This is a genomic window from Variovorax sp. OV700 (assembly GCF_900099805.1).
Lineage (GTDB): Bacteria > Pseudomonadota > Gammaproteobacteria > Burkholderiales > Burkholderiaceae_C > Variovorax.
The window spans coordinates 1-22,439 of sequence record NZ_FNDR01000002.1 but is presented as its reverse complement, the minus strand read 5'-3'; the positions used below and the strand labels follow the sequence as shown (position 1 = coordinate 22,439).

Below are 22,439 nucleotides of genomic sequence, written 5' to 3'. Positions count from 1 at the left end.
GGTCTCCGGGCCATGAGCGGTCAGGCGGTTCTTACTCACCGCGAGCGATGTTTGAAGGACGAGGACCGCAAGACCTGGCAGGGCGTTCTCGACAAGCTCAATATCAAACCGGAATGAGGTTGCCGCTGGCGCCCGGCTTGTTGACAACAATCACGGTCGCTGCCTGGCGCGCCAGCACCTGCAGCAAGTTCTTCGCGGCGCTCACGCCCATGTTCACATAGGCATCGCCGGTCACGCCGCCGATGTGCGGGCTCAGCACGATGCGCTTTTCGCCCTGGAAGGGGTGACCAGGTGCCATCGGTTCGACCGCGAAGCTGTCGAGTCCGGCCATGGCGACCTGGCCCGAGCGCACGGCTGCGAGCAGTGCATGCTCGTCGATCAGGCCGCCGCGCGCCGTGTTGACGACGATCACTCCGCGCTTGCATTGCGCCAGAGTCTGCGCGTCGAGCAGGTCCCGGTTGTCCTCGGTAAGCGGGCAGTGCAGCGAGATGGCGTCGGATTCGCGCCAGAGCGTGGCGAGGTCCACCGTTTCGACATGGGCCGGCAGGTCCTTGGCGAACGGGTCGAATCCCAGCACGCGCATGCCCAGCGCATCTGCCATGCGCGCGAAGCGCAGCCCAATCGCGCCCAGTCCGACCAGGCCGATGGTGCGGCCGCCGAGTTCGAGGCTCTTGTGCGTGGCCTTGTCCCAGTGGCCGGCGTGCATGCGCGCGTCCAGCGCCACCACCGACTTGGCGCAGGCAAGCAGCAAGGCGAGCGCCTGCTCGGCGACGGCCGCGGCGTTGGCGCCGACGGCCGCGACAACCTCGATGCCGCGCGCGCTCGCGGCCGCCTTGTCGATGGTGTCGGTGCCGCTGCCGTGCTTCGAGATCACTTTCAGAGACTGGGCCGCGTCCATGACGGCCGCACCCACCTTGCCGTAGCGCACGATGATGGCCACCGGATCGTGCTTGCGGCACAGGGTGACGAGGTCTTCCTCGGTCGGCGTCTTGCCCGCATAGACCACGTCATGGCCCTCGAGCAGTGCGAGGGCTTGCGGCGCCAGGTCGGCGCCTGTGACGAGGATGGCGGTCACAGCGTTTCGCCTTCCTTCAGCACGCCGGCCGTGCGCAGCGCCGAGACGAGCCATTTGGCGGCCGTGTCGCCCTTCTTGATGGCAGCGATGCGCGCGGCTTCGTCCTCGACCTTCTTCGCGGCCAGCGGCAGCAGCGACTCGATCTTCTCGCGCTCCACCACGACCACGCCGTCGCAGTCGCCGATGACGAAGTCGCCCGGGTTCACGGTCACGCCGCCGATCGACACCGGATGGCCGATGCGGCCGCCGATGTTCTTGGTCGGGCCGTTCGGGTTGGTGCCGACCGAGAAGACCGGGAAATCCATTTCGTCGATCTCCAGGCTGTCGCGGCACGCTCCGTCCATCACGACGCCGGCAATGCCGAGCTGCTTGCAGGCGGTCATCATGATCGTGCCCATGAGCGCCGAGCCCTGGTCGCCCTTGCCGTCGATGACGAGCACGTCGCCGGGCTTCGCCATGGCAATGGCGGCATGGATCATCAGGTTGTCGCCGGGCCGCACTTCCACCGTGATCGCGCTGCCGGCGAGCTTCATGCGGGGACGCAGTGCCTTGATGCGGCCATGCACGGCGCCGCGGCGCCCGGCCACGTCCGCAAGGATCGCGGGTTGGAATTCGGCCGCCTGGGCCACGACGTGCGCAGGCACGCGTTCGAAGTTGCGGATGATGTCGGGAAGGGGCGATGACATGGAGTGCTTTCAGAAATCAGGGATGGAGGGGCGGTTCATTCCGGGCTTGATACCGACGTCCTTTTCATGCGCGTTCAGTCCAGCCTGACGCCCGAGGCCTTGACGATGGCGCCCCAGCGCACGCCGTCGGTGCGGATCAGCGAGGCGAATTTCTCGGGCGGTCCGGTCATCACCTCCGCCCCCTGTGCGGCGAGCTTCTTTTGCACATCGGCGGTTGCCAGTGCCTTGTTGAAGGCTGCGTTGAGCTTGACGATGGCGTCCTTGGGCATCGCCGCTGGGCCGGCGACTCCGAACCAGGTGACGGCCTCGAAATCCTTGTAGCCCGACTCGGCCATGGTCGGCACATCGGGCAGGTCGCGATTGCGCTGCAGCGAGGTCACTGCCAGCGCGCGCAGTTGGCCGCTCTTGATCTGGGCGATCAACGTCGGCACCGACGAGACATACATCTGGATCTGCCCGCCCACGAGATCGGTCAGGCCCTGCGAGGCCCCCTTGTAGGGCACGTGGGTGAACTGCACCCCGGCGGCCTTCTGAAACTGCTCTGTCGCAAGGTGGGCGACCGTGCCGTTGCCCGAGCTCGCGTAATTGAGGGCGGTGGGCTTGGCCTTGGCGGCAGCCACCACGTCCGCGAGCGTCTTGTAGGGCGATGTGCCCGACACCACCACGACCAGCGGTGCAGAGGCGACGAGGCCGACCGGAGCCAGATCCTTCACCGGATCGTAGGGCAGCTTGGCGTAAAGCGACGGATTGATCGCGAGGTTGCTGGTCTGCCCCAGCACCAGCGTGTAGCCGTCGGGATTGGCCTTGGCCGCCGCGTCGACCCCGATGTTGCCGCCAGAGCCGGGCTTGTTGTCGATGACGATGGTCCAGCCCTCCGAGGTCGCGACCTTGTTTGCCACTTCGCGGGCAATGATGTCCGTGCCGCCGCCCGGCGGGAACGGCACGACGAGGCGGATGGGGCGCATCGGATAGCTCTGTGCCAACGCAGTGCCGGCGGCCATGACGAGGGCAAGGCCGAGCACGGCGCGGCGAGGAATGGATGCGTAGTTCGTGGGATGCATTGGTTTGTCTCCGTATCGTTCGATGGGCCTGCGGAGCGGTGCTCTCAGGAATGTCGCGACTTTAGATTTGCGTTCCGTTCCGTACAATGGTGGTCCACCAAACGGACCATGGTCCACTCTGTGAAACAGCATGCCTGCAGCTAAAGCCAAGCGTTCAGCCGAGATCGTCGAGCAGCCGCGAGAGGTCGACAGGGACGTGAACGGCGGCGTCACTGCCGTTACCCGCGCCCTTCACCTGCTCGATGCGTTCGGCATGCGCGATGAGCGGCTCTCGCTGGCCGAACTGACGCGCCGAAGCCAGATGCACAAGACCACCGCGCTGCGGCTGCTGCGCACGCTTGCGCTTGCCGGCTACGTGGTGCAGCGCGACGACGGCGAATGGAGACTGGGGCCCGCTGCGGGTTGGCTGGGTGCGCGCTATCAATCGAGCTTCGATGCAAACAACGTGGTCGAGCCGATGCTGCTGGCGCTGTCGCACGCGACCGGTGAAAGTGCCGCGTTCTATGTGCGCGAGGGCAATGCCCGGACCTGTCTCGCCCGCGTCGAAGGGCCGCAACCCATTCGCCACCACGCGCGCATGGGTGCAATGCTGCCATTGGACAAGGGCTCCCCCGGGCGGGTCATCCTCGCGTTCTCGGGCGAGCCCGGCAAGCTGTACGAGGACATTCGCAAGAAGGGCTACCACTTCTCCATCGGCGAGCGCGAGAAGAACGTCGCGACCGTGTCGGCCCCTGTCTTCGGCTTGCGTTGGGTGCTGTTGGGTTCCGTGTGCATCTCGGGTCCCGCGGACCGGTTGCCCAAGGCAAAGTTGCTCGGCCACGCCAAGACGATCATGAAGGCCGCAAACGAGCTGTCCTATGCGCTTGCCGGACGTCCAACGGCGGAGACCCCGGCGGTCGTGTCCACGTGGCACCCTTAGTCTTGGCGAGATCCGGCGGAGAAACCCCCGAGCGCGCTCAGGCCACGCGACCGGCCGTCAGCGGATACCCTGCCTCGCGCCAGGCCTTCATGCCGCCGTCCAGCGCGACCGCGTGCAGAAAACCCATGCCGCGCAGCGTCGAAGCCGCCAGAGTCGAGATGTAGCCCAGTTCGCAGCAGGTGAGGATGCGCCGCGTGGGATCGGGCAGGTCCTGGTTGACGCGCAATTCCAGCTGGCCGCGCGGCAGCAGGCGTGCGCCGGGAATGTGGCCGGCCTCGTAGGCGTCGCGCTCGCGCACGTCCAGCACGATCAGGTCGTCCTCCGCGGCCTCGACGCGCGCCTTGAGTTCGGCCAGCGACATGAAGGGCACCCCCGCCGTCGCTTCGGCGAGCAGGCTCGCCACGGTCTTGCCGCCGCTCATGTTCGTGCGCAGCGCCTCGGTGATGTGTGTTGGCATCGTGAGGTTGAGGCTGCGCATCATCTCGGCGAAAGCCTCGCGGTCGCGTGCCTGCAGGCGCGGGTTGGATGCGATTTCCTCGGCGATCGTCGAGTGGGTGCGTCCCTTGTAGTCGTGCGCGGGGCAGACCTTAAGCGCCGGGTCCATTCGCAGCACGCGCTTGAACAGGCTGTCGTAGAGTGCTTCGGGGTCGCCGCTGGGCAGGTCGGTGCGCCCGGTGGCGCCGATGAGCAGCGTGTCGCCGGTGAAAAGGCGGTCTTCCACCTGAAGGCACATCGAGTCGGAGGTGTGGCCCGGCGTGTGGGTGACTTGCAGTCGCAGGCGCCCGACGACGATCATCTCGCCGTCGCCGATGCGCATGTCCACGAAGGGCGCGGGGCTCGCGTGGTGCATGACCACGGGCACCTTCAGCTGGCGCGCGAGTTCGCGGGTCGCCGAGAAGTGGTCGGCGTGCGTGTGGGTGTCGATCAGGTAGCGGATGCGCACGCCGTCGTGGGCGGCGAGCGCGATGTAGTGATCGATCTGGCTCAGCTCCGGATCGATGAGTGCGGCGGCACAGGTCTGGTCGCAGCCGATGAGGTAGGACTGGCAGCCGCCGGTCGCGATCTGCGCGAAGACCATGATGCTGCGCTCGCGTTCAGCCGGGCTGCTTCACCACGCGCAGGTAGGGCTTCGGCGACTTCCAGCCCCCCGGGAACAGCTTCTTGGCGTCCTCGTCGGACACAGAGCCCGCGATGATCACGTCCTCGCCCTTTTGCCAGTTGACCGGCGTCGCGACCTTGTGCGCAGCGGTCAGCTGCATCGAGTCGAGCACGCGCAGGATCTCGTCGAAGTTGCGCCCGGTCGTCATCGGGTAGGTCAGCATCAGCTTGATGCGCTTGTCGGGCCCGATCACGAACACCGAGCGCACCGTCGCATTGGTCGCCGCGGTGCGGCCCTCGAACGTGCCTGCCTCGTCGGCCGGCAGCATGTTGTACAGCTTGGCCACCGCAAGGTCGGTGTCGCCGATCATCGGGTACTTGGGCAGGTAGCCCTGCGTTTCCTCGATGTCCTTGGCCCAGCGGTCATGGGCATCGACCGGATCGACGCTCAGGCCGATCAGCTTGGCGTTGCGCTTGGTGAATTCGGGCTCGATCTTCGCCATGTAGCCCAGCTCGGTGGTGCAGACCGGCGTGAAGTCCTTGGGATGCGAGAACAGGATCGCCCAGCTGTCACCGATCCATTCGTGAAACTTGATCGGCCCCTGGGTCGTCTGGGCCGTGAAGTCGGGGGCGGTATCGTTGATGCGCAGTGACATGATCATTCCTTGAACAGGTTGACGACAAACGCTCTTTCTTGCCGGCCGTCCGGCAAGACTCAAAGCATAGAACGGCGCGGCGACGGACGCCAGTGCCGGCGTGTCGTCAGTTCCGTTCCGACAGTTGCTCCAGGATGGCCGGGTTCTCCAGCGTCGAGGTGTCCTGCGTGATGGCCTCGCCCTTGGCGACGGAGCGCAGCAGCCTGCGCATGATCTTGCCGCTGCGGGTCTTGGGCAGGTTGTCGCCGAAGCGGATGTCCTTGGGCTTTGCGATCGGGCCGATTTCCTTGGCGACCCAGTTGCGCAGCTCGTTGGCGATCTTCTTCGCTTCATCCCCGGTGGGGCGCGCGCGCTTCAGGACGACGAAGGCGCAGATCGCCTCGCCCGTGGTGTCGTCGGGGCGCCCGACCACCGCGGCTTCGGCCACGAGATCGGTGCACGACACCAGCGCGGACTCGATCTCCATCGTGCCCATGCGATGGCCCGAGACGTTGAGCACATCGTCGATCCGCCCGGTGATCGTGAAATAGCCGGTCTTCGCATCGCGGATCACACCGTCTCCCGCAAGGTAGAAGCCCTTGAGCTCCGGCGGGTAGTAGCTCGCCTTGAAGCGCTCCGGATCGCCCCAGATCGTGCGGATCATGCTCGGCCAGGGCTTCTTGACCACCAGGATGCCGCCCTGGCCGTTGGGCACGTCGGCGCCGGTCTCGTCGACGACGGCCGCCGCGATGCCGGGGAAGGGCAGGGTGCAGGAGCCCGGCACCAGCGGCGTGGCGCCCGGCAGCGGCGTGATCATGTGGCCGCCCGTCTCCGTCTGCCAGAAAGTGTCGACGATCGGACAACGCCCGCCACCAATGTGCTGGTGGAACCACTCCCAGGCCGCGGGGTTGATCGGCTCACCCACCGAGCCCAGGATGCGCAGGCTCGACAGGTCGTAGCGCCTGGGGTGCACCGTTTCGTTGCCTTCGGCCGCCTTGATCAGCGAGCGGATCGCCGTCGGCGCGGTGTAGAACACGCTGACCTCGTGGTCCTGGATCATCTTCCAGAAGCGGCCCGCGTCGGGGTAAGTGGGAACGCCCTCGAACACGACCTCGGTGGCGCCCAGCGCCAGCGGGCCATAGGCAATGTAGGTGTGGCCCGTGACCCAGCCGATGTCGGCAGTGCACCAGAACACGTCGTCCGGCTTCAGATCGAAGGTCCACTTCGTCGTCAGCGCCGCATGCAGCAGGTAGCCGCCGCTGGAATGTTGGACGCCCTTGGGCTTGCCGGTGGATCCGGAGGTGTAGAGCACGAACAGGGGATGCTCGGCGCCCACCCATTCGGGTTCGCAGGCTTCCGGCTGGGCTTGCGCTTCGTCGTGCAGCCAGAGGTCGCGGGAGGGCTCCCATCCGATCGGCCCGCCGGTGCGCTGGTAGACGATGACGTTCCTGACGCTCTCGCAGCCGCCCAGTGCGATGGCATCGTCGACGATGGCCTTGAGCGGCAGTTGCTTTCCGCCGCGCACCTGTTCGTCGGCGGTGATGACCATCACGGCGCCGGCATCCTGGATGCGATCGCGCAAGCTCTGCGCCGAGAAGCCGCCGAACACCACCGAATGCGTGGCGCCGATGCGCGCGCAAGCCTGCATGGCGACCACGCCCTCGATGCTCATCGACATGTAGATGACGACGCGATCGCCTTTCTTCACACCGCGCGCCTTCAGCGCATTGGCCATGCGGCAGGTGCGCGCGAGCAGCTCGCGATAGCTGACCCGCGTCACCTGTCCGTCGTCGGCTTCGAAGATGATTGCCGTCTTGTCGCCCAGGCCGCGCTCGACCTGGCGGTCCAGACAGTTGTAGGACACGTTCAGCGTGCCATCCTCGAACCACTTGAAGAAAGGTGCCTGGCTCTCGTCGAGCCCTTGGGTGAACGGCGTTCTCCAGCTCAGGAACTCGCGCGCAAGGCGCGACCAGTAGCCGCTGTAGTCTGCCTCTGCCTCGGCCACCAACGTGTCGTAGGCGGCCATGCCGGCCACATGGGCGTCCTTCATGTCCGGGACTGGAAACAGATGGGGCGTTATTTGGTTGCTGCTCACGATGGATCTCCTGTTGCTCGATTCAAGACGTCAAGTGGGTTGCACGGGTCACGGGTCCGCATGGCTGTTCAGCCATGCCGCGATCGCCGCGGCACTGCGAAAGTCGTCGCAAGCGCGAGCCGGAACGGTGGGGTAGCGCTGATTCCACATGCGCGCCAGCGCCTGGCCCGGACCCACTTCCAGCACGCAGCGCACCTGCCGCGCCGAGACGTTTTCCATGCATTCGTCCCAGCGAACCGTCCGGGCGATCTGGGCGGCCAACGCAACGCGGGCAGACTTCGCGTCCCGGATGCGGTCCCCCGCATTGCTGAACAGCACGACCCGGGGCGCGTCGAACGGCACCTGTGCAAGCGTCCGCGAGAAGCTCTCTGCCGCCTCGCGCATCCAGGGTGTGTGGGAGGCGACGTTGACTCGCAAGCGCGTGCACTGCGCGCCCAGCGCCGCGGCCTTGCTTTCGGCGTCATTCAACGCGGCGATTGGGCCGCCGAGGATCACGCTGGCATTGCCGTTGCGGATGGCGAGTTCAAGGCCAGCTTCGACCCGCAGCTGTTCGAGCTTCTGTTCGGAAACGCCGCTGACGGCCAGCAGGCCGCCGGGCGCACGGGCGGCGCAACGATCCATGGCCTCGGCGCGCTGCGGCGCCAGCGCTGCCGCTGTGGCGGGATCGACCACGCCGGCCGCACTGAACGCGGCCAGTTCCCCGACGCTGTAGCCCGCCACTGCGGCTGGCGGTGCGAGCAGGGGCGCGAGCTGCCCCCAGGCCGCCAGGGCAAGGCCCGTCAGCAGCGTCTGGGCGTTGTCGTTCCGTTCGGCCCACTCGGGTTTAGCGAGTGCCTGGCGCCAGTCGTCGATGCCAAGCCGCGCGCACATGGCGCGCACGAGTGCGTCGTCGGCCAGCCAAGGAAGCATGGCGGGATGCTGGGTGCCCTGGCCGGAAAAAAGCAGCGCGAAGCTCATGGGCCTGGACACACGCGCTGGATCCAACAGGCGGCGGCGAGCGTGTCTGCCGCGCCACCGGGCGACAGGCGCTGCCGCACGAAATCGTCGGCAATGGCTTGCGCTGCCCGAAGCCCATCGGGTCGCGCGATGCCTCCTCGATCCAGAAAGTCTTGCGCGGCGCGCTGGGCGCAGTGCAGGCCGGCGAGGCCGCCGCGGTGCGCGAGGTTGCTGTCGTCCAGCACCGCAATGATGTGGAACAAGGTGTCGAGCCGGGCCTGGCGAGGCGAGAGGCCCCGCGCCAATGCGCCCTTCAGCGCGGGGAGCGCTGTCTCGAACAGCACAGGAAACGCCAGCGCCGCCTCTTCGGATGCGCTGCGCAGGCCGTGGCGCCGTGCGGCGATGCCGCCGGGCAGCACGGGCGGGCGCTGGCTTCGCCAGGCCAGTGCGTCGCCCCAGTGCTGGCGCAACGCATCGCGCAGCGCCATCGGCTGCAATGTGCCGCTTTGTTCTCGCAGTGCGGCACCGGCTGCCGCGCACAACAGGCCGAGCATGAAGATCGCGCCGCGATGCGTGTTGACGCCGCCGGTGGCGGCGAGCATGCGTGCCTCCGCCGCGATGCCATGTCGCTCCAGCACGTCGAAATCCGCGCCGCCGAATCCGGCCTCGGCGATCTGCGCGAAGTAGCGGCGCAACGAGAACAGGCTGCGCATGAACGTGTGCGCGTCCATGTCGTCGTGGCTGCCGGCGTCGATCAACGTCACCAGACCAGGCTTGGGTGCCAGCGACAGTTCGTCGTAGAGCGCGAGCGTGGCGGCGCGTCCGATGGCCGCCGGCGTCGGCGGTGAATAAGGTGCCTGCGAAAGGGCGAGGTTCGTCACGCGGCGACCTTCACCAGTCCGGCGTGTTCGCACCACGCGGCATCGCGCTCCAGGGACACGCCGTCCAGTCGCTTGACCATCACCGCCCGCGCGCGTCCGGCGCGCCATTCGCGCCATTCGCGCCACGCCACCGCTGCGCCGTCGCCGAAGATGAGCTCGCCATCCAGGCGAGGCCGTCCCGCGTCGAACGACTCGAGGGCACGAACCGCGGCATCCGCATGTGTCGCGCCCCGGGCGGTGACCGACAGATCGAGATCGGAATCCGTCCGCACGTGATCGAGACCACTGATCGCCTGCCAGCCGTAGCTGCCGAACACGCGCGCCGTCGCCTGGCATGCGTCGAGCCTGACAAGCAGTTCGCTTGCTGCGTCGCGCACTGGCGGCGGTAGCAGCGCCTGCATGTCGGCGAGCCGCGGGAATTCGCCGAGGCCATGCAACGCGTCGTACGGCACCTGCAGCGCAAGCCGGCGCTTGTCCCAGCGCGCAGGCGCAGGCAAACCGAGCGCGATCCATCCGTCGACCACGGCGTCCGCCGGCTGGCGCGTCACGACGAGCGGCAACTGATGCGATGCCCAATGCGCGAGGCAGTCGCGCGCCTCTTCATCCCACGGCCGGTCCAGCACGGCGGCCCAGCCGCTCGTGGAGAGCCGGGCGAGCTGGTGGCGATGCAGTGGAACCATGGCGCTCATGCACATTCAGTCGGAGTTCACGCGGCGTCCAGCACCCGCTGCACGACCGCGGCGGCAAGCTGGCGGCCGCCCCGTTCGGCGCCATCTCGTGCGCGCCGGTCGTCTGTCGGCGCGGGGGCCAGCGCCTCGCGCAGGCAGGCCTGCAGGTCGCCCTGCCAGAGTGCGCGCACGCCCCCCATCGCGACGTAGTTCTGCACGCCGGGTGCGAATACCGGGTTGGACTGCGACAACGCCGTGAGTTTCTCCTCCGGCAACTTGGTCACGCGCGCCATGGCGGGGATGCGCATCACTCGGATCTCTGCATCCGGCAGCGCATAGCAGGCGTCGGCAATCAACCCCGAGGTGATGAAACCGCCGGACAGCGCCTGGTCGTACACCAGGCCGATCACGCGGTGGCCGCGGCGCCGCGCCAGGTCGATGCTTGCGCCGAGGTGCGCCATTGCCCGGTTGATGCCGAGCAGTTCGTCGCGCCGGCGCAGTTGCTGGCCCTGGGTGTCGATCAGCAGCAGGATCGGCCGGCCCGGGTGCTGGGTGACGGTGTCCAGGATCACGCGGGCCTGCGCAAGTGCGAGCTGGACCCCGATCGGCGCATGATTTGTCGTGCCGATCACCGTGAGCGGCTCGCCTTCGAAGATGACTTCGCCCTGCAGAAAATCGCCGTCTTCGCGCATGCCGTGATAGGGCCCGAAGAGCTGGGTGACTAGAGAACTCCACTGCATGTGATGCTCCTCGGTTAAATGGTGCGCAGTGCGCGGACGGCTTCCACCGAAAGCTCCGGGACCCGCTCGGCATCGGGAATGCCGAGTGCGCTCCAGAGCCGCATTGCTTCGTCGCTTCCGGCGCTGTCGACAGGCAGGGCAGGCAGAGCGTGCAGCCGTGCCGTGAGCAAGGCGTGCTCCTGCTCCAGCGCCGCCAGGGTCAATGGCCTCGATTCGCCGATCGCCGCGATGGCCGCCGCGCGAAAAGCGGCGACGTCGTCTTCGACCAGCGCATCGCAGTCGCCAGTCAGCCAGCGGTGCTTGCCGCCGGTCGTGCGCCAGACCAGCGCACGGTCGCGCGAGTCGAATTCATCCACGCCGTGGGAGGCTTCGATCACCTCGGGCCCCGACATCGCCAGCCGGCCGACGTCGCTCATCACGATGTAGTCGGCGCAGCGCGCCACGATGCCCATGCCGCCGAAGCAGCCGTTAGCGCCGCCGATCAGCACGAGCACCGGGATGCCGGCGGCCCGCACGTCGAGCAGGGCGCGCATCACTTCCGACACCGCGATCAACCCGGCGTTGGCTTCATGCAGTCGCACGCCGCCCGATTCGGCCAGCAACAGCACGGCGGCCGGCCGGTCGCGCAGCGCGCGCTGCAGCAGGCCGACCAGCTTGGCGCCATGCACCTCGCCAACGCCGCCGCCCATGAACGCGCCTTCCTGCGCGGCCACGAACACGCTGCGGCCGTCGAGCATCGCGCGGCCCACCGCCACGCCGTCGTCGAACGCGCAGGGCACGCCCAGTTGCGCCAGGTGCGGGCTCGTGATCCGCTCGCTCGGAGGCAGCCATTCATGAAAACTGCTGGGGTCGAGCAGCAGGGCGAGCCGCTCGCGCGCCGAGCATTCGGCATAGCTGATCATGGCCGGCCTCCGGTGATCTCGACCACCGCCTGGTCGAGCCGCAGGCTCACCACCGCGGGCGTGGCGCCCATGTCGTTGATCGAGACGCGCACGCCGGCCAATGGATGGCGTGCGTGGAAGTCGTTCATCACGGCCTGCCAGATGGCACCGAAGCCGCGCGCCGACGTCTCGACGCGCACCGCGCAGTCGTTGCCGGCGGCCGGCTCGAGCATGACCTCGAGGTTGCCGGAGCCGACGACGCCGACCAGCACCGGCGCGAAGGCACCGGCCGGCTGGCTGCCGGAAAAAGAAAAGTCCAGGGTCTCGAGCCCTGCGGGAACGTCGCTCATCGTTGAATCTCCTGCTACCAGTTTCTGAAGCGCTTGGGCGGCTGGTACAAGCCGCCGGAGGCGCGCACCAGGTCGCGCATGTTGCGTGCGGCCAGCAGATTGCGCGTGGCCTGGCGGGGGTCGATGCCCAGGTCCTGCGGCCGCCGTATCACGCCGCGGTCGCGCAGGTTCTCGACCGCGCGCTTGTCGCGCGCCAGGCCCACTGCCGTGTAGCCGGCGACGCCGCGGATGGCTTGCTCGCGCTCCGCATCGCTGCGGCACATCAGCAGGTTGGCAATGCCTTCCTCGGTGAGGATGTGCGAGACGTCGTCGCCGTAGATCATGATCGGCGGCAGGTCCATGCCGGCCTGCTCCTGCAGTGTCCAGGCGTCGAGCCTGTCGACGAAGGCCGGCTGCATGTGCTCGCGGAAGGTCTCGACCATCTGCACCACCAGCTTCTGCCCGCGCGGTGTGCCGGCCGCGCCGGTGCGCCCGGCCCGCGCCTCGCGCCCGGCCTTGAGCCAGGCAGGGCTCGCATGGCGGCGGCCGCGCGCATCGGCGCCCATGTTGGGCGCACCACCGAAGCCGGCGATGCGGCCCAGCGTGGCAGTGGAGCTGTTGCCGTCGAGGTCGATCTGCAAGGTCGAGCCGATGAACATGTCGCAGGCGTAGTGGCCCGCCGCCTGGCAGAACGCCCGGTTGCTGCGCAGGCTGCCGTCCGGGCCGGTGAAGAACACGTCGGAGCGCGCGCGGATGTAGTCCTCCATGCCCAACTCGGAGCCGAAGGAATGCACCGACTCCACCCAGCCCGCTTCGATCGCCGGAATCAGCGCCGGATGCGGGTTCAATGCCCAGTGCTTGCCGATCTTTCCCTTGAGGCCGAGCGACTCGGCATAGGTCGGCAGCAGCAGCTCGATGGCTGCGGTGTCGAAGCCGATGCCGTGGTTCAGGCGCTGCACGCCGTACTCGGCATAGATGCCCTTGATGGCCATCATCGCCATCAGGATCTGGACCTCGCTGATCTGCGCCGGGTCGCGCGTGAACAGCGGCTCGATGAAATTCGGGCGCGGCGCCTTGACCACGAAGCTCACCCAGTCGGCGGGGATGTCGATGCGCGGCAGCGTGGTGGTCCTGCCGTCGACCATTTCGTTGACCTGCGCGATCACGATGCCGCCCGAAAAAGCGGTGGCTTCGACGATGGCCGGCGTGTCTTCGGTGTTGGGGCCGGTGTAGAGATTGCCTTCGGCGTCGGCCGCCTGCGCGGCGACCAGCGCCACCTTGGGTGTCAGGTCGACGAAATACCGCGCGAACAGTTCGAGGTAGGTGTGGATGGCGCCGATCTCTATGCGCCCGCCCGACACGAGCTTGGCCAGCCGCGCACCCTGTGGCCCCGAGAAACTGAAGTCCAGTCGGGCGGCCACGCCATTCTCGAAGACGTCCAGATGCTCAGGCAGCGCCAGCACCGACTGCACCATGTGCAGGCCATGCACCTTTGCCGGATCGACCTGGACAAGTGCGCGTGCGAGAAAGTCGGCCTGTTTCTGGTTGTTGCCCTCGAGACAGACGCGGTCGCCAGGCGAGAGCACCGCTTCGAGCAGGGTGGCGATGGCTTCGGTCTCGACGCGCTTGCCGGCGAGGCGGTTCCCGAGCGCTTCGGCCGCGCGCGCCAGCCGGGCATTGCGGTCGTCGGCCTTGGTGGTCCAGGAGCTGGAAGTCATAGGAAGAGGAGTTGAAGGTCGATCAAGAACAAGAACAAGAAGATGCGCCTCACAGGACCACGAAGAGCAGCCACACCACCACGGGGGCCACCAGGGTCACGATGGCACCGTACACCATCAGCTGCCGGAAGAACACGTCGCGGTCCACGCCCTTGGCACTGGCAAGCACCAGCGCTCCGTTGGTGGAGAACGGACTGACGTCGACGATGGTCGAGGACACGGCCATCGCAGCGATGAAGCCGATGGCACTGACACCGGTATCGCCCTGCAGGAACGGCACCGCCAGCGGGATCAGCGAGCCGAGCACCGCGGTCGACGAGGCGAAGGCCGACACCACGGCGCCGACGAAGCACAGCAGCAACGCGGCCACCATGGGCGAGGTGAGCCCGGCCACGCTGTGGCCGACGAAATCGATCGTGCCCATCTTTTCCATCACGCCCACGTAGGTGCTGACACCCACGATCAGCATGATCTCCGGCCACGACACCTGGCCCAGGGCGCGCTTTTGCAGATTGGGCGCCATCAGCGTCAGCACCAGGCCGATGGTGATCGAGACGAAGCCGATGTCCTGCTTGAAGAACAGCGTCAGCACCGCCAGCGCCAGCAGGCCGGCGACGGTGGCGATCTGGTAGCGGCGCGAACCCTGGTCGGCCGGGACCGCCGGCGCCGCGTCCATGAGCGACTCGCCAGCCGCAGTCGCGACGCGGCGCTCTTCCGCGAACGATTCGGCCTCCGCATCGCCGAATACCTGCGCCCCGCCCTGCGCATGTGCAGCGCGGCGCGTTGCTGGTACTGCGCCGGTCACGTCGGCCTTCTGGCGGATCAGCTTCATGCCGCCCATCAGGAAGAACAGCAGCAGCGACACGGACAGGTTGATCCCCAGGCTTGCCAGCATGGTGGCGATTTCGTTGAGCGGTAGGCCGGCCTTGGCGACGATCTTGTTGGTGATGCCGCCGTAGATGCTGATCGGCGAGAAGCCGCCGCCCTGCGCGCCGTGCACGACCATGAGCCCCATGAGCAGCGGATTGATGCCGTACTTGGCGGCAAAGCCCAGCGCAATCGGCGCGATGATGGCCACCGCCGCCGGGCTGACCGCACCCACCGCCGTGAGCAGTGCGGCGATGAGGAACATGATCCAGGGAATGGCGGCGATGCGCCCGCGCACGGCGCGCACCGCCAGCCTGACGAGCCAATCGATGGTGCCGTTGTTCTGCGCCAGCGCAAACAGGTAGGTGATACCGACCAGCGTGAGAAACAAGTCGGCGGGAAAGCCGCCCATGATCGCCTTGGCGTTCATGCCCGCCACCAGCGTGCCGACCAGGAAGGCGCCGACGAAGGCGATCACGCCCATGTTGATGGGCAGCACCGTGGCCAGCACGAACATGCCGACCAGTGCGTAGATTGAAATCCAATGTGAACTCATCGATGCGTCTCCGGTGTTTTAGGTGGGACGCACATGCACGGCGCGTCTGGGTCCGTACGGTACGCACCCCCCCCGGGACGATCAATGAAGCGGCGTCATCGACCTTTACGCCTTGCGAAACGATCGAGGGTTAACCCTTGATCTCGCCGATCAGTCGAGCGTGGCGCCAGAAATCTTCACCCGCTCAGCCTGCACCTTGAAGTCTTGGGCCAGAAAGCTTTTGTACTCCGCAGGCGTCGAGCCAATAGCCACATAAGAATAGGCGTCGATCTGTGTGCGGCGGAATTCGGGGTCCATCAGGATCTTGCGAACGTCGCCGGCGATTTTGTCCACCACGGCCGGGGGTGTTCCCGCAGGTGCCACGAGCCCGATGTTGAAAGCACCGTTGATGTCTTTCACGCCCGCTTCCTTGAACGTTGGCACATCTGGCAAGGCAACACTCCGGCTGTCGCCGGAAATTGCCAGCGCCTTCATCTTGCCGGTTTTGACGTGTTGCTCGACGACTGAAACACCGAGGATTGCCGAATCCACTTGACCCGAAATGATATCGGGGATCAGGGGCGCTGCGCCTTTGTAGGGCACGTGCACCATTTCCAAGTGCTCTTGCTTGGCAAACATTGCCAAGGGCAAATGGACGATGCCGCCGGCACCGGAAGAGCCGTAGCTCATTGGCTTGTCTTTGGCGTTATGTGCCAGTTGAATGAACTCTTTAAGGGTATTGGCCTTTGAGTTTTGCGGTACCAAAAAGACCATTGGCACGGTGATCAACCGAGAGATGGGCGCAAAGTCCTTTTCAGCGTTATAGGGCAATTTTTTGTACAGGTGCGGATTCATGGTCAGCGCCGCCTCTGTTGCCGCAAACAAGGTGTAGCCGTCAGGCGGGCTCTTGGCCACGAGCTCGGCGCCAATGATTTCATTGGCGCCTGTTTTGTTCAGAACCAGAACTGGCTGGCCCCACTCCTTTGTCAGCCTGATGCCCAAGGATCGAGACAGATTGTCTACAGGGCCGCCCGGGGAGTAAGGAACCACGATGGTCACGGGCTTCGAAGGGAAAGTCTGGGCAACAACGCCCTGCGAAGCGGCAACGACGACAAGGGAAAGCGCAAGTTGTACGAGATTTTTCATGGCAATTGTGCAAAAAAACGAGACCAGATACAGAAGCAAAGATAGGTCGATTTCCTGTCGCTCGAATGCGGCGACTGGCGTGATGCACTTTCCTAGGAAGCGCATGAAAATACTCCCCTATAAAAACTGACTGCGTAGAACGATATCGCGCTCCCAAGCCATGGCGATAGAACGAACGCGCTCCGGAATTTGGATGATTGCGACATCGCCGGCCACAGCGGCGAAGCTTTCATATCCGCACGGCTTTGCAATCCTATCGGCGCCATCGCAGGCGGCCGAAAATTACGCTATTGGTCGACCCGGTACCTGCGGTTTGAAGTGATGACGGCGAGTTCTAGCTACGGTGGTCACAGGCGAGCATCGATCAATGTCCCAGATTAATAGCCAAGGAATTCTCTTCATGAAACTATATTGGTCATCGACATCCCCGTTCGTCAGGAAAGTCATCGTAAGTGCCCACGAGCTGGGGCTGAGCGACCGGTTGGAAACGATCCCGACCCGTGTTGCACCCAATAAGCCTGACCTGGCTTTATTGCCATTCAACCCGCTTGGGCAACTTCCAACACTGGTTCTGGATGACGGCACCGCGCTCTACGATAGCCTCGTCATCATCGAGCACCTCGAACACATCGCAGGTGGCGCCAAGCTTATTCCGTCGTCGCCCGCAGCGCGAATTGAAGAGCTTCGGCTGCATGCCTTGTGCAATGGATTTCTCGACCTGTTGGTGCAATGGCGCATCGAATCCATGAAAGATACGAAGCAGATTGCGCTTATCAATGCATTCAACTTGAAGTCGAGCATGATCTGGGCAAGACTGGAGGCGACGGCTGAGCAAATCGGGCAACGGCCTTTCGGGTTGTCGGCAATTACGCTGGCGATCGTTGCTGAATACGCCGACTTTCGGTTTCCGAGGCTTGGCTGGCGAGAAAAATACCCGGTGCTCTCCAGCTGGCACCAATCCATACAGTCACGACCGTCTCTGGCCTCCAGCAAATTTTTCGATAGCTCCAAGCCTCAGTAGGAAGTAGCCTTGTAAGGCTGCGGATTGCGGTCACGACGGACTACTACCACCATCAAAACTAGGATACAAAATGTCAACACTTGAACGTAAGCTGATCCCGACGCATGAAGGTCAGGTCGAACTTCTGGTCGAAGGCAAGGGCCCGCGTATTGTCTTGCTGCCCTCGCTGGCAAGAGGTGCGACTGACTTCGACGAAATTGCCCCAATAATTGCGGCAGCTGGATTTCGTGTATTGCGACCTCAGCCGCGCGGCGTCGGCGAAAGTACGGGACCGACCGAAGGCATCACCTTGATCGATCTTGCCGCCGATGTTGTTGCTGCGATCGAAGCTGACTGCGCACCCGGAAAGCCTGAAGTATTGTGTGTGGTTGGCCACGCCTTCGGTAATTGGGTCGCGCGGGTTCTCGCCCATCATTGGCCATCGACGACGAAATCTGTCGCACTTCTCGCGGCTATTATTGGCAGCACCATATCGCCCGAGCTCTTGATTTCCGTTAATGTCGTATCTGACAATTCCAAGCCAGATGCAGACCGACTGTTTTATCTGGAGCGCGACTTCTTCGCTCCGGGGCACGATGCCTCCGTCTGGTTGAGCGGATGGCACACAGAGGTTTCCAAATTCCAGCTCGCGGCGACAAACGCGACCGCCGACAGTAGCTGGACCGAGGTCGGCAAGAATTTGCCGGTGCTTTATGTTGCGCCTGAGTTTGACAAGATCGCACCCGTACCTGAAGAAGATTACCTGCGAGATCGCGTGGGCCACCTGACCACGATGGAAATCATTCATGGTTCCGGCCACGCACTTCTTCCGGAGAAGGTTGCTGAGGCAGCGGCCGTACTTGTCTCATTCGCGGAGTCGATCATGCGCGGCGAAGGCGGTACAGCCAAATCTGCCTAGCGTTCGCAGCTGCATTTCAAAGAGCCGGCATTCTTTGCGGCCAAGAATTTCACGGGCCCGCTTTTCACGCGGGACCTTTTCCCGCAGCTCAATTTTTCCAGGAGAATTCCATGAGCATTCAACGCATCGAACCGGGCGCCCGCATGAGCAACGCCGTCGTCCACGGTAACATTGTCTATCTTGCCGGCCGGGTTGGCGAAGGCGAGAGTGTCACCGACCAGTGCAAGAGCGCACTGGCTCAAGTCGACCAACTGCTCGCTGCCACCGGCAGCCACAAGTCGAAGATCTTGCAGACGATCATCTATCTCGCAGATATGGCGAACTTCGGCGAAATGAACGCCGTCTGGGAAGCCTGGATCGATCCTGCCAACCCGCCGGCCCGCGCCACCAGCGAAGCCAAGCTCACCACGCCGAAATACAAGGTCGAGTTCATCGTCACGGCAGCAATCTAATCGCTGGATATCGCGCGAAAAAAAGCCGGCCTATCGCTCTGATGGGCCGGCAATCGGGATTGATGGAGTACTGTTTGAGCGGGCGAGAACGAGCACAAGAAGCTGCTTGCCAGGAGCTTAGAGACGGGCCGTGATTTCTGTCTCTGTCAAGGCGGCATCGGGATTGATCTTGCCTGAAGATCCACCCACCGAGTGAGCCAGGTTTGTGTAAACCGACTTTTTCGATCTCGACAAGTCTAGATCTTGATCGCTCTTCACAGTTCTTTCGTAGAGAGAAGCCCATTGCGGCGACATCACATCATCCACGCTGACCTTTGATTGGCGAGCTTGCGATGGCGTCATTGCAAATTGAGTTCGAAAACATCGGTTGAAGTGGGAGCTGTCCGAGAAACCGGTGATTGTCGCGATCTCGGTTATCGACTTGGGGCTGTTTAAAAGCAGCCAATAGCCATAAGCGAGCCTGAGTTGCCGGCAATATTGCTGGACCGGTTGCTTCATTTCCTGCTGGAACAGCCGTTCTATCTGCCGCTTGGAAATCCCCAAGGATGACGCGAGAGATTCAACCTTCATTGGCTCCTGTCCGAGATTTCTCTCGATAATCTTGAGGGCCCGAAGTACTCTGGGATCGAGTGGATTTTCTCTAGCTTCAGAGTTCTGCGCACCCTCGGTAGAGGAGGCTGAAAGTTCCTGCGGTGCGGGAATCTCGGCGCCGATGGCGGAATAATGACGCTCCAACAGCCATGATCCGAGCTCCAGCGCCGCCAATCCTCCCGCACAGCTGACGCGCCTGCCGCTCACCATCAAGTTGACGCCTGGGATCTGCTGCACCTCCGCAAAACGGGTATCCCGGTCGGCGCCGCGATACCAATCTGTCGCGCAGGGCAATTTGTCGAAAAACCCGGCCTCGATCAACACGAAGAGCCCCGAGCCTGTTCCGATGAGAGTCGCGCTATTCCTGTCGGCGTTCGTCAGTGCGTCCAGAATCGATCTGCGGTCCTCGATAGGTGCTGCTGTCTTCCCACCAATCACAAAAACGTAGTTGCAATCGCGAGCAGCGTCCAAGGGCGCTGTCGGAGGTACTTGGACACCGCAGGTCGTCTGGGCTGGCTTTTGTCCTAAGACAACGTATTCAAAGTCGACGCCGACGGCAGCGGCCGGGTCGGTGCAATGCTTCAAGATATAAACCAGGGCGGAGTACGAAAACATCGTAAAGCCTGGAAGGAGGATGAAGCCGACCTTCACTCGTCGCCGCGCCAGCTTGGCGGTGTCGGCCTTCACACCTGCAACCGGCATCATCATGGAATCTCCTGCCATAGGGTCGCGCATCGTAGCAGTCACAGTATGTTCGCGCGCAATCGGATGCTCATGGCACTTGTCGCATAGAAGGTAAGCGGATAGTCGTACTTCACGACTCCGCCGGCAGCACGCAATTTCGGTGCCCGCTCACCGCTCTTGCCGACGTGCACAGTCCCATCCCGCACCTTCATTCGGCGGAACTGCGCCGCATGCCGGTCGGGTTCCCCGGAAGACGGTGCCCTCAGCGTCTCGGGAGCGCTGGCGCTGCCGCCGCGAGATCCCAGAACAGGCCCGTCATCAGCTGCAGCGCCTCACGCGCCACCGGTGCCAGCAGGTGCTCGTCGGGTGCGTGCTGCTGGCAAGCCGCGTAGCTGTGCGGCACCCACACGGTCGGTAGGCCCAGGATGTCGGCAAACACATCGTTGGGCAGGCTGCCGCCCAGGTTGGGCAGCAGCACGGGCTTCTTGCCAGTGCTCTGCTCGATGCTGGCCAGCGTGAAGCGCACCCAGGCGTTGTCCGGGTCCAGCCGGGTGGCGTGCATGATCTCGGGTTCGCTGACTTCGATGCCTTCGAAGCCATGCGTGGACAGGTGCTGCTGCACGACGTCACGCAGCCGGCTCACGTCGGTGCCAACGACAAAGCGCATGTGCATGAAGGCCTGTGCCGAGGGCGGGATGGCGTTGACCGGGAAGTCCGGGTTGCCGGTCTTGTAGGCCAGCACTTCCAGTGTGTTCCAGGCAATCACCCGTTCGGCCGGAGTCAGGCCAGGCTCACCCCAGCCGGGGTCGACTTCCGGGTCGCCGGCGTCACCCCCAAAGCGCAGGCCCTGCAGTGCGGCGCGAACATTGTCCGGAATGGGCGGCGGGCGCAGACCCTGGACACGGATCACGCCGTGGGCGTCCACCATGCTTGCAATGGCATTGGCCAGGACCGTGCCGGGGTTGCGCAGCAGGCCGCCCCAATTGCCGCTGTGGTGGCCGCCGCCGCCGCGCAGGTTCAGCGTCAGGCTGAAGTTCGCCACACCGCGCGAGCCCAGAAAGACGGTCGGCTGGTCGCGGCCCACGCGCGGGCCGTCGCTGGCGATCAGCACATCGGCGGCCAGCAGTTCCTGGTGCGCAGAGCAGAACGCGGCCAAGCCCGGCGAGCCAGTCTCTTCTCCGGTTTCCAGCAGCCACTTGATGTTGAAGCCCAGTTGGCCGCGCAGCGCCAGCACGGTCGCCAGCGCGGCGATGTTGATGCTGTGCTGGCCCTTGTTGTCGGCGGTGCCCCGTCCATAGAGGCGCTCACCGTCCACCGCCAGCGTCCACGGTCCCTGGCCGCAGGTCCAGCTCTTGTCCTGTCCGCGGATGACGTCGCCGTGGCCATACATCAGTACCGTGGGCAGGTCATCGCCTTCATGGCGGCTGGCCACCAGGAAGGGTCCGTAGGCGGGCTCGGGGTTGGGGTGGATGCTGAAGCTGAAGCCCAGCTTGGCCAATGAAGGGCCGATCTCGTCATGCAGGTAGGCGGCCAGCGCCGGTCCGGAATCCGGCTCCTGGCTGGCGGTGCGGAAGGCGACGCGGCGCGACAGGTCGCGCACGAAGTCGCCGCTGTCGAAGTGGTCGGCCGCATGGGCCAGTGCGGCGTCGCGTGTCATGCGGCCTCCCGCAGGGCTTCCCAACGGCGGCCAACCCCATCGAGGGGTACGTCCATGAGAGTGGAGTTGACGCACTTTGCTAGGAAACGCATGTGGATACTTTCGTGTAGCGGACTGCTCAGGACGATATCGCGCTGCCAACCCGTGCAATAGGATAAAAGCGCGCCTGAATTTGGATGATTGCGACGTCACCGGAGGCGACGGCGGAGCTTTCATATTCCCGCGGCTTCGAAATTCTATTGATTCGATCACATTCGGGAAAAAATTACCGCCCAATTTGATTCCTCCGCTGGTGAGCGCAATTTTGAGTCCTATGGAAATTAATTGTTGACTGCCAATGATGATCCGAATAAGCTCCAATTTAGCAGGAGAGCGGGCCGCGGAAGCGGCTCCACCGAAGGCGCAAACTCCCATAAACGCTCAGGTCGGCTCACGTGATGAGCCTGTACTGCATCAATTGTCAAAGCCGTCTGGAGAGCCATCACGCCATTGGTATATGAGCGTGATGCACCGAAGGAGCAAACCCGCTGCGGGCGCAGCGGGTGAATCTCTCAGGTACCGAGGACAGGGGGAGCGGCAACTTGGACGCAAGGTCCGGTTGCTTTCTTTTCGAGCTTCCGTTTCCCTTTGCGTTCGAGCGCTGCAACCTCAAGGGTTCTCGAAATGCGCGTAATCGTTCTTGGCGCCGGCCTGCTCGGCGTGACCTCGGCTTACTACCTCCAGCAACTCGGCCACGAAGTGACCGTCATCGACCGGCAAGCCACACCGGCGGCCGAAACCAGCTTTGCCAATGGCGGGCAGATCTCCGTCAGCCATGCCGAACCCTGGGCCAACCCGAGCGCACCGCTCAAGGTGCTGCAATGGCT

22 protein-coding genes and 2 riboswitches are annotated in these 22,439 nt (G+C 64.6%); of the genes, 5 read left to right on the top strand and 17 right to left on the bottom strand.

Annotated elements, in window-relative coordinates:
* Positions 1-103 precede the first annotated feature (103 nt).
* The 3 genes from BLR24_RS03685 to BLR24_RS03675 form a co-directional block, all read right to left on the bottom strand.
* Positions 104-1,075 (bottom strand): NAD(P)-dependent oxidoreductase, encoded by a 972-nt coding sequence (locus tag BLR24_RS03685; protein WP_093012904.1) that lies wholly within the window; start codon positions 1,073-1,075, stop codon positions 104-106.
* On the bottom strand, positions 1,072-1,761 hold the full coding sequence (locus BLR24_RS03680; RefSeq protein WP_093012901.1) for an RraA family protein: 690 nt from the start codon (positions 1,759-1,761) through the stop codon (positions 1,072-1,074). The genes BLR24_RS03685 and BLR24_RS03680 overlap by 4 nt, the downstream gene beginning before the upstream one ends.
* A gap of 74 nt (positions 1,762-1,835) precedes the next feature.
* The gene (locus BLR24_RS03675; protein ID WP_093012898.1) at positions 1,836-2,822 is read right to left on the bottom strand and encodes a Bug family tripartite tricarboxylate transporter substrate binding protein; all 987 of its coding nucleotides are present in this window, start codon (positions 2,820-2,822) and stop codon (positions 1,836-1,838) included.
* 130 nt (positions 2,823-2,952) lie between these two features.
* Here BLR24_RS03675 and BLR24_RS03670 point away from each other — a divergent pair, with 130 nt between their 5' ends.
* Entirely contained in the window at positions 2,953-3,741 is a 789-nt protein-coding gene (locus BLR24_RS03670) for an IclR family transcriptional regulator (RefSeq protein WP_093012895.1), read from the top strand.
* Positions 3,742-3,778: 37 nt separating this feature from the next.
* On the opposite strand, the gene BLR24_RS03665 is transcribed toward BLR24_RS03670, so the two are convergent.
* From BLR24_RS03665 to BLR24_RS03610, 12 genes are all read right to left on the bottom strand, one after another.
* On the bottom strand, positions 3,779-4,819 hold the full coding sequence (locus tag BLR24_RS03665; RefSeq protein WP_093012892.1) for an MBL fold metallo-hydrolase: 1,041 nt from the start codon (positions 4,817-4,819) through the stop codon (positions 3,779-3,781).
* A gap of 16 nt (positions 4,820-4,835) precedes the next feature.
* Complete coding sequence (locus tag BLR24_RS03660; protein WP_093014630.1) at positions 4,836-5,495, bottom strand: peroxiredoxin; 660 nt, start codon at positions 5,493-5,495, stop codon at positions 4,836-4,838.
* A 106-nt stretch (positions 5,496-5,601) separates the two neighbouring features.
* The gene (gene acs, locus BLR24_RS03655; RefSeq protein WP_175543212.1) at positions 5,602-7,524 is read right to left on the bottom strand and encodes an acetate--CoA ligase; all 1,923 of its coding nucleotides are present in this window, start codon (positions 7,522-7,524) and stop codon (positions 5,602-5,604) included.
* 93 nt (positions 7,525-7,617) lie between these two features.
* Entirely contained in the window at positions 7,618-8,526 is a 909-nt protein-coding gene (locus BLR24_RS03650) for an ACP S-malonyltransferase (RefSeq protein ID WP_093012886.1), read from the bottom strand.
* Positions 8,523-9,386 carry a triphosphoribosyl-dephospho-CoA synthase MdcB gene (gene mdcB / locus BLR24_RS03645; RefSeq protein ID WP_093012883.1) on the bottom strand — a complete coding sequence of 288 codons (864 nt, stop codon included), beginning with the start codon at positions 9,384-9,386 and terminating at the stop codon, positions 8,523-8,525. Before mdcB ends, BLR24_RS03650 begins: the two co-directional genes overlap by 4 nt.
* Positions 9,383-10,075 carry a malonate decarboxylase holo-[acyl-carrier-protein] synthase gene (gene mdcG / locus BLR24_RS03640; protein WP_093012880.1) on the bottom strand — a complete coding sequence of 231 codons (693 nt, stop codon included), beginning with the start codon at positions 10,073-10,075 and terminating at the stop codon, positions 9,383-9,385. Before mdcG ends, mdcB begins: the two co-directional genes overlap by 4 nt.
* Before the next feature lie 17 nt (positions 10,076-10,092).
* Positions 10,093-10,794: a biotin-independent malonate decarboxylase subunit gamma gene (gene mdcE / locus BLR24_RS03635; protein ID WP_093012877.1), complete on the bottom strand. Its 702-nt coding sequence runs from the start codon at positions 10,792-10,794 to the stop codon at positions 10,093-10,095.
* 14 nt (positions 10,795-10,808) lie between these two features.
* A complete protein-coding gene (locus tag BLR24_RS03630) occupies positions 10,809-11,696 on the bottom strand; it encodes a biotin-independent malonate decarboxylase subunit beta (RefSeq protein ID WP_093012874.1) in 888 nt (295 codons plus the stop codon).
* On the bottom strand, positions 11,693-12,025 hold the full coding sequence (gene mdcC, locus BLR24_RS03625) for a malonate decarboxylase acyl carrier protein (protein WP_093012871.1): 333 nt from the start codon (positions 12,023-12,025) through the stop codon (positions 11,693-11,695). The genes BLR24_RS03630 and mdcC overlap by 4 nt, the downstream gene beginning before the upstream one ends.
* A gap of 14 nt (positions 12,026-12,039) precedes the next feature.
* A complete protein-coding gene (gene mdcA, locus BLR24_RS03620; protein WP_093012868.1) occupies positions 12,040-13,722 on the bottom strand; it encodes a malonate decarboxylase subunit alpha in 1,683 nt (560 codons plus the stop codon).
* A gap of 49 nt (positions 13,723-13,771) precedes the next feature.
* A complete protein-coding gene (locus BLR24_RS03615; protein WP_093012865.1) occupies positions 13,772-15,145 on the bottom strand; it encodes an SLC13 family permease in 1,374 nt (457 codons plus the stop codon).
* A gap of 150 nt (positions 15,146-15,295) precedes the next feature.
* On the bottom strand, positions 15,296-16,375 hold the full coding sequence (locus BLR24_RS03610; RefSeq protein ID WP_254787151.1) for a Bug family tripartite tricarboxylate transporter substrate binding protein: 1,080 nt from the start codon (positions 16,373-16,375) through the stop codon (positions 15,296-15,298).
* Positions 16,376-16,670: 295 nt separating this feature from the next.
* On the opposite strand from BLR24_RS03610, the gene BLR24_RS03605 reads away from it, so the two are divergent.
* The 3 genes from BLR24_RS03605 (at position 16,671) to BLR24_RS03595 (ending at position 18,641) form a co-directional block, all read left to right on the top strand.
* Positions 16,671-17,291: a glutathione S-transferase family protein gene (locus tag BLR24_RS03605; protein WP_175543172.1), complete on the top strand. Its 621-nt coding sequence runs from the start codon at positions 16,671-16,673 to the stop codon at positions 17,289-17,291.
* A 70-nt stretch (positions 17,292-17,361) separates the two neighbouring features.
* Complete coding sequence (locus tag BLR24_RS03600; protein ID WP_093012859.1) at positions 17,362-18,189, top strand: alpha/beta fold hydrolase; 828 nt, start codon at positions 17,362-17,364, stop codon at positions 18,187-18,189.
* 110 nt (positions 18,190-18,299) lie between these two features.
* Positions 18,300-18,641 (top strand): RidA family protein, encoded by a 342-nt coding sequence (locus BLR24_RS03595; protein ID WP_093012856.1) that lies wholly within the window; start codon positions 18,300-18,302, stop codon positions 18,639-18,641.
* Positions 18,642-18,758: 117 nt separating this feature from the next.
* Here the strand turns inward: BLR24_RS03595 and BLR24_RS03590 are convergent, their stop codons facing one another.
* Positions 18,759-19,940: a GlxA family transcriptional regulator gene (locus BLR24_RS03590; RefSeq protein WP_175543171.1), complete on the bottom strand. Its 1,182-nt coding sequence runs from the start codon at positions 19,938-19,940 to the stop codon at positions 18,759-18,761.
* Between the two features lie 238 nt (positions 19,941-20,178).
* Positions 20,179-21,573, bottom strand: coding sequence for a M20 family metallopeptidase (locus BLR24_RS03585; protein WP_093012850.1), 1,395 nt, complete (start codon positions 21,571-21,573; stop codon positions 20,179-20,181).
* Positions 21,574-21,928: 355 nt separating this feature from the next.
* Positions 21,929-22,030, top strand: a riboswitch (glycine riboswitch).
* A gap of 3 nt (positions 22,031-22,033) precedes the next feature.
* Positions 22,034-22,151, top strand: a riboswitch (glycine riboswitch).
* 85 nt (positions 22,152-22,236) lie between these two features.
* Here BLR24_RS03585 and BLR24_RS03580 point away from each other — a divergent pair.
* On the top strand, positions 22,237-22,439 hold a 203-nt coding region (locus BLR24_RS03580; RefSeq protein WP_139188704.1), incomplete at its 3' end, for an FAD-dependent oxidoreductase.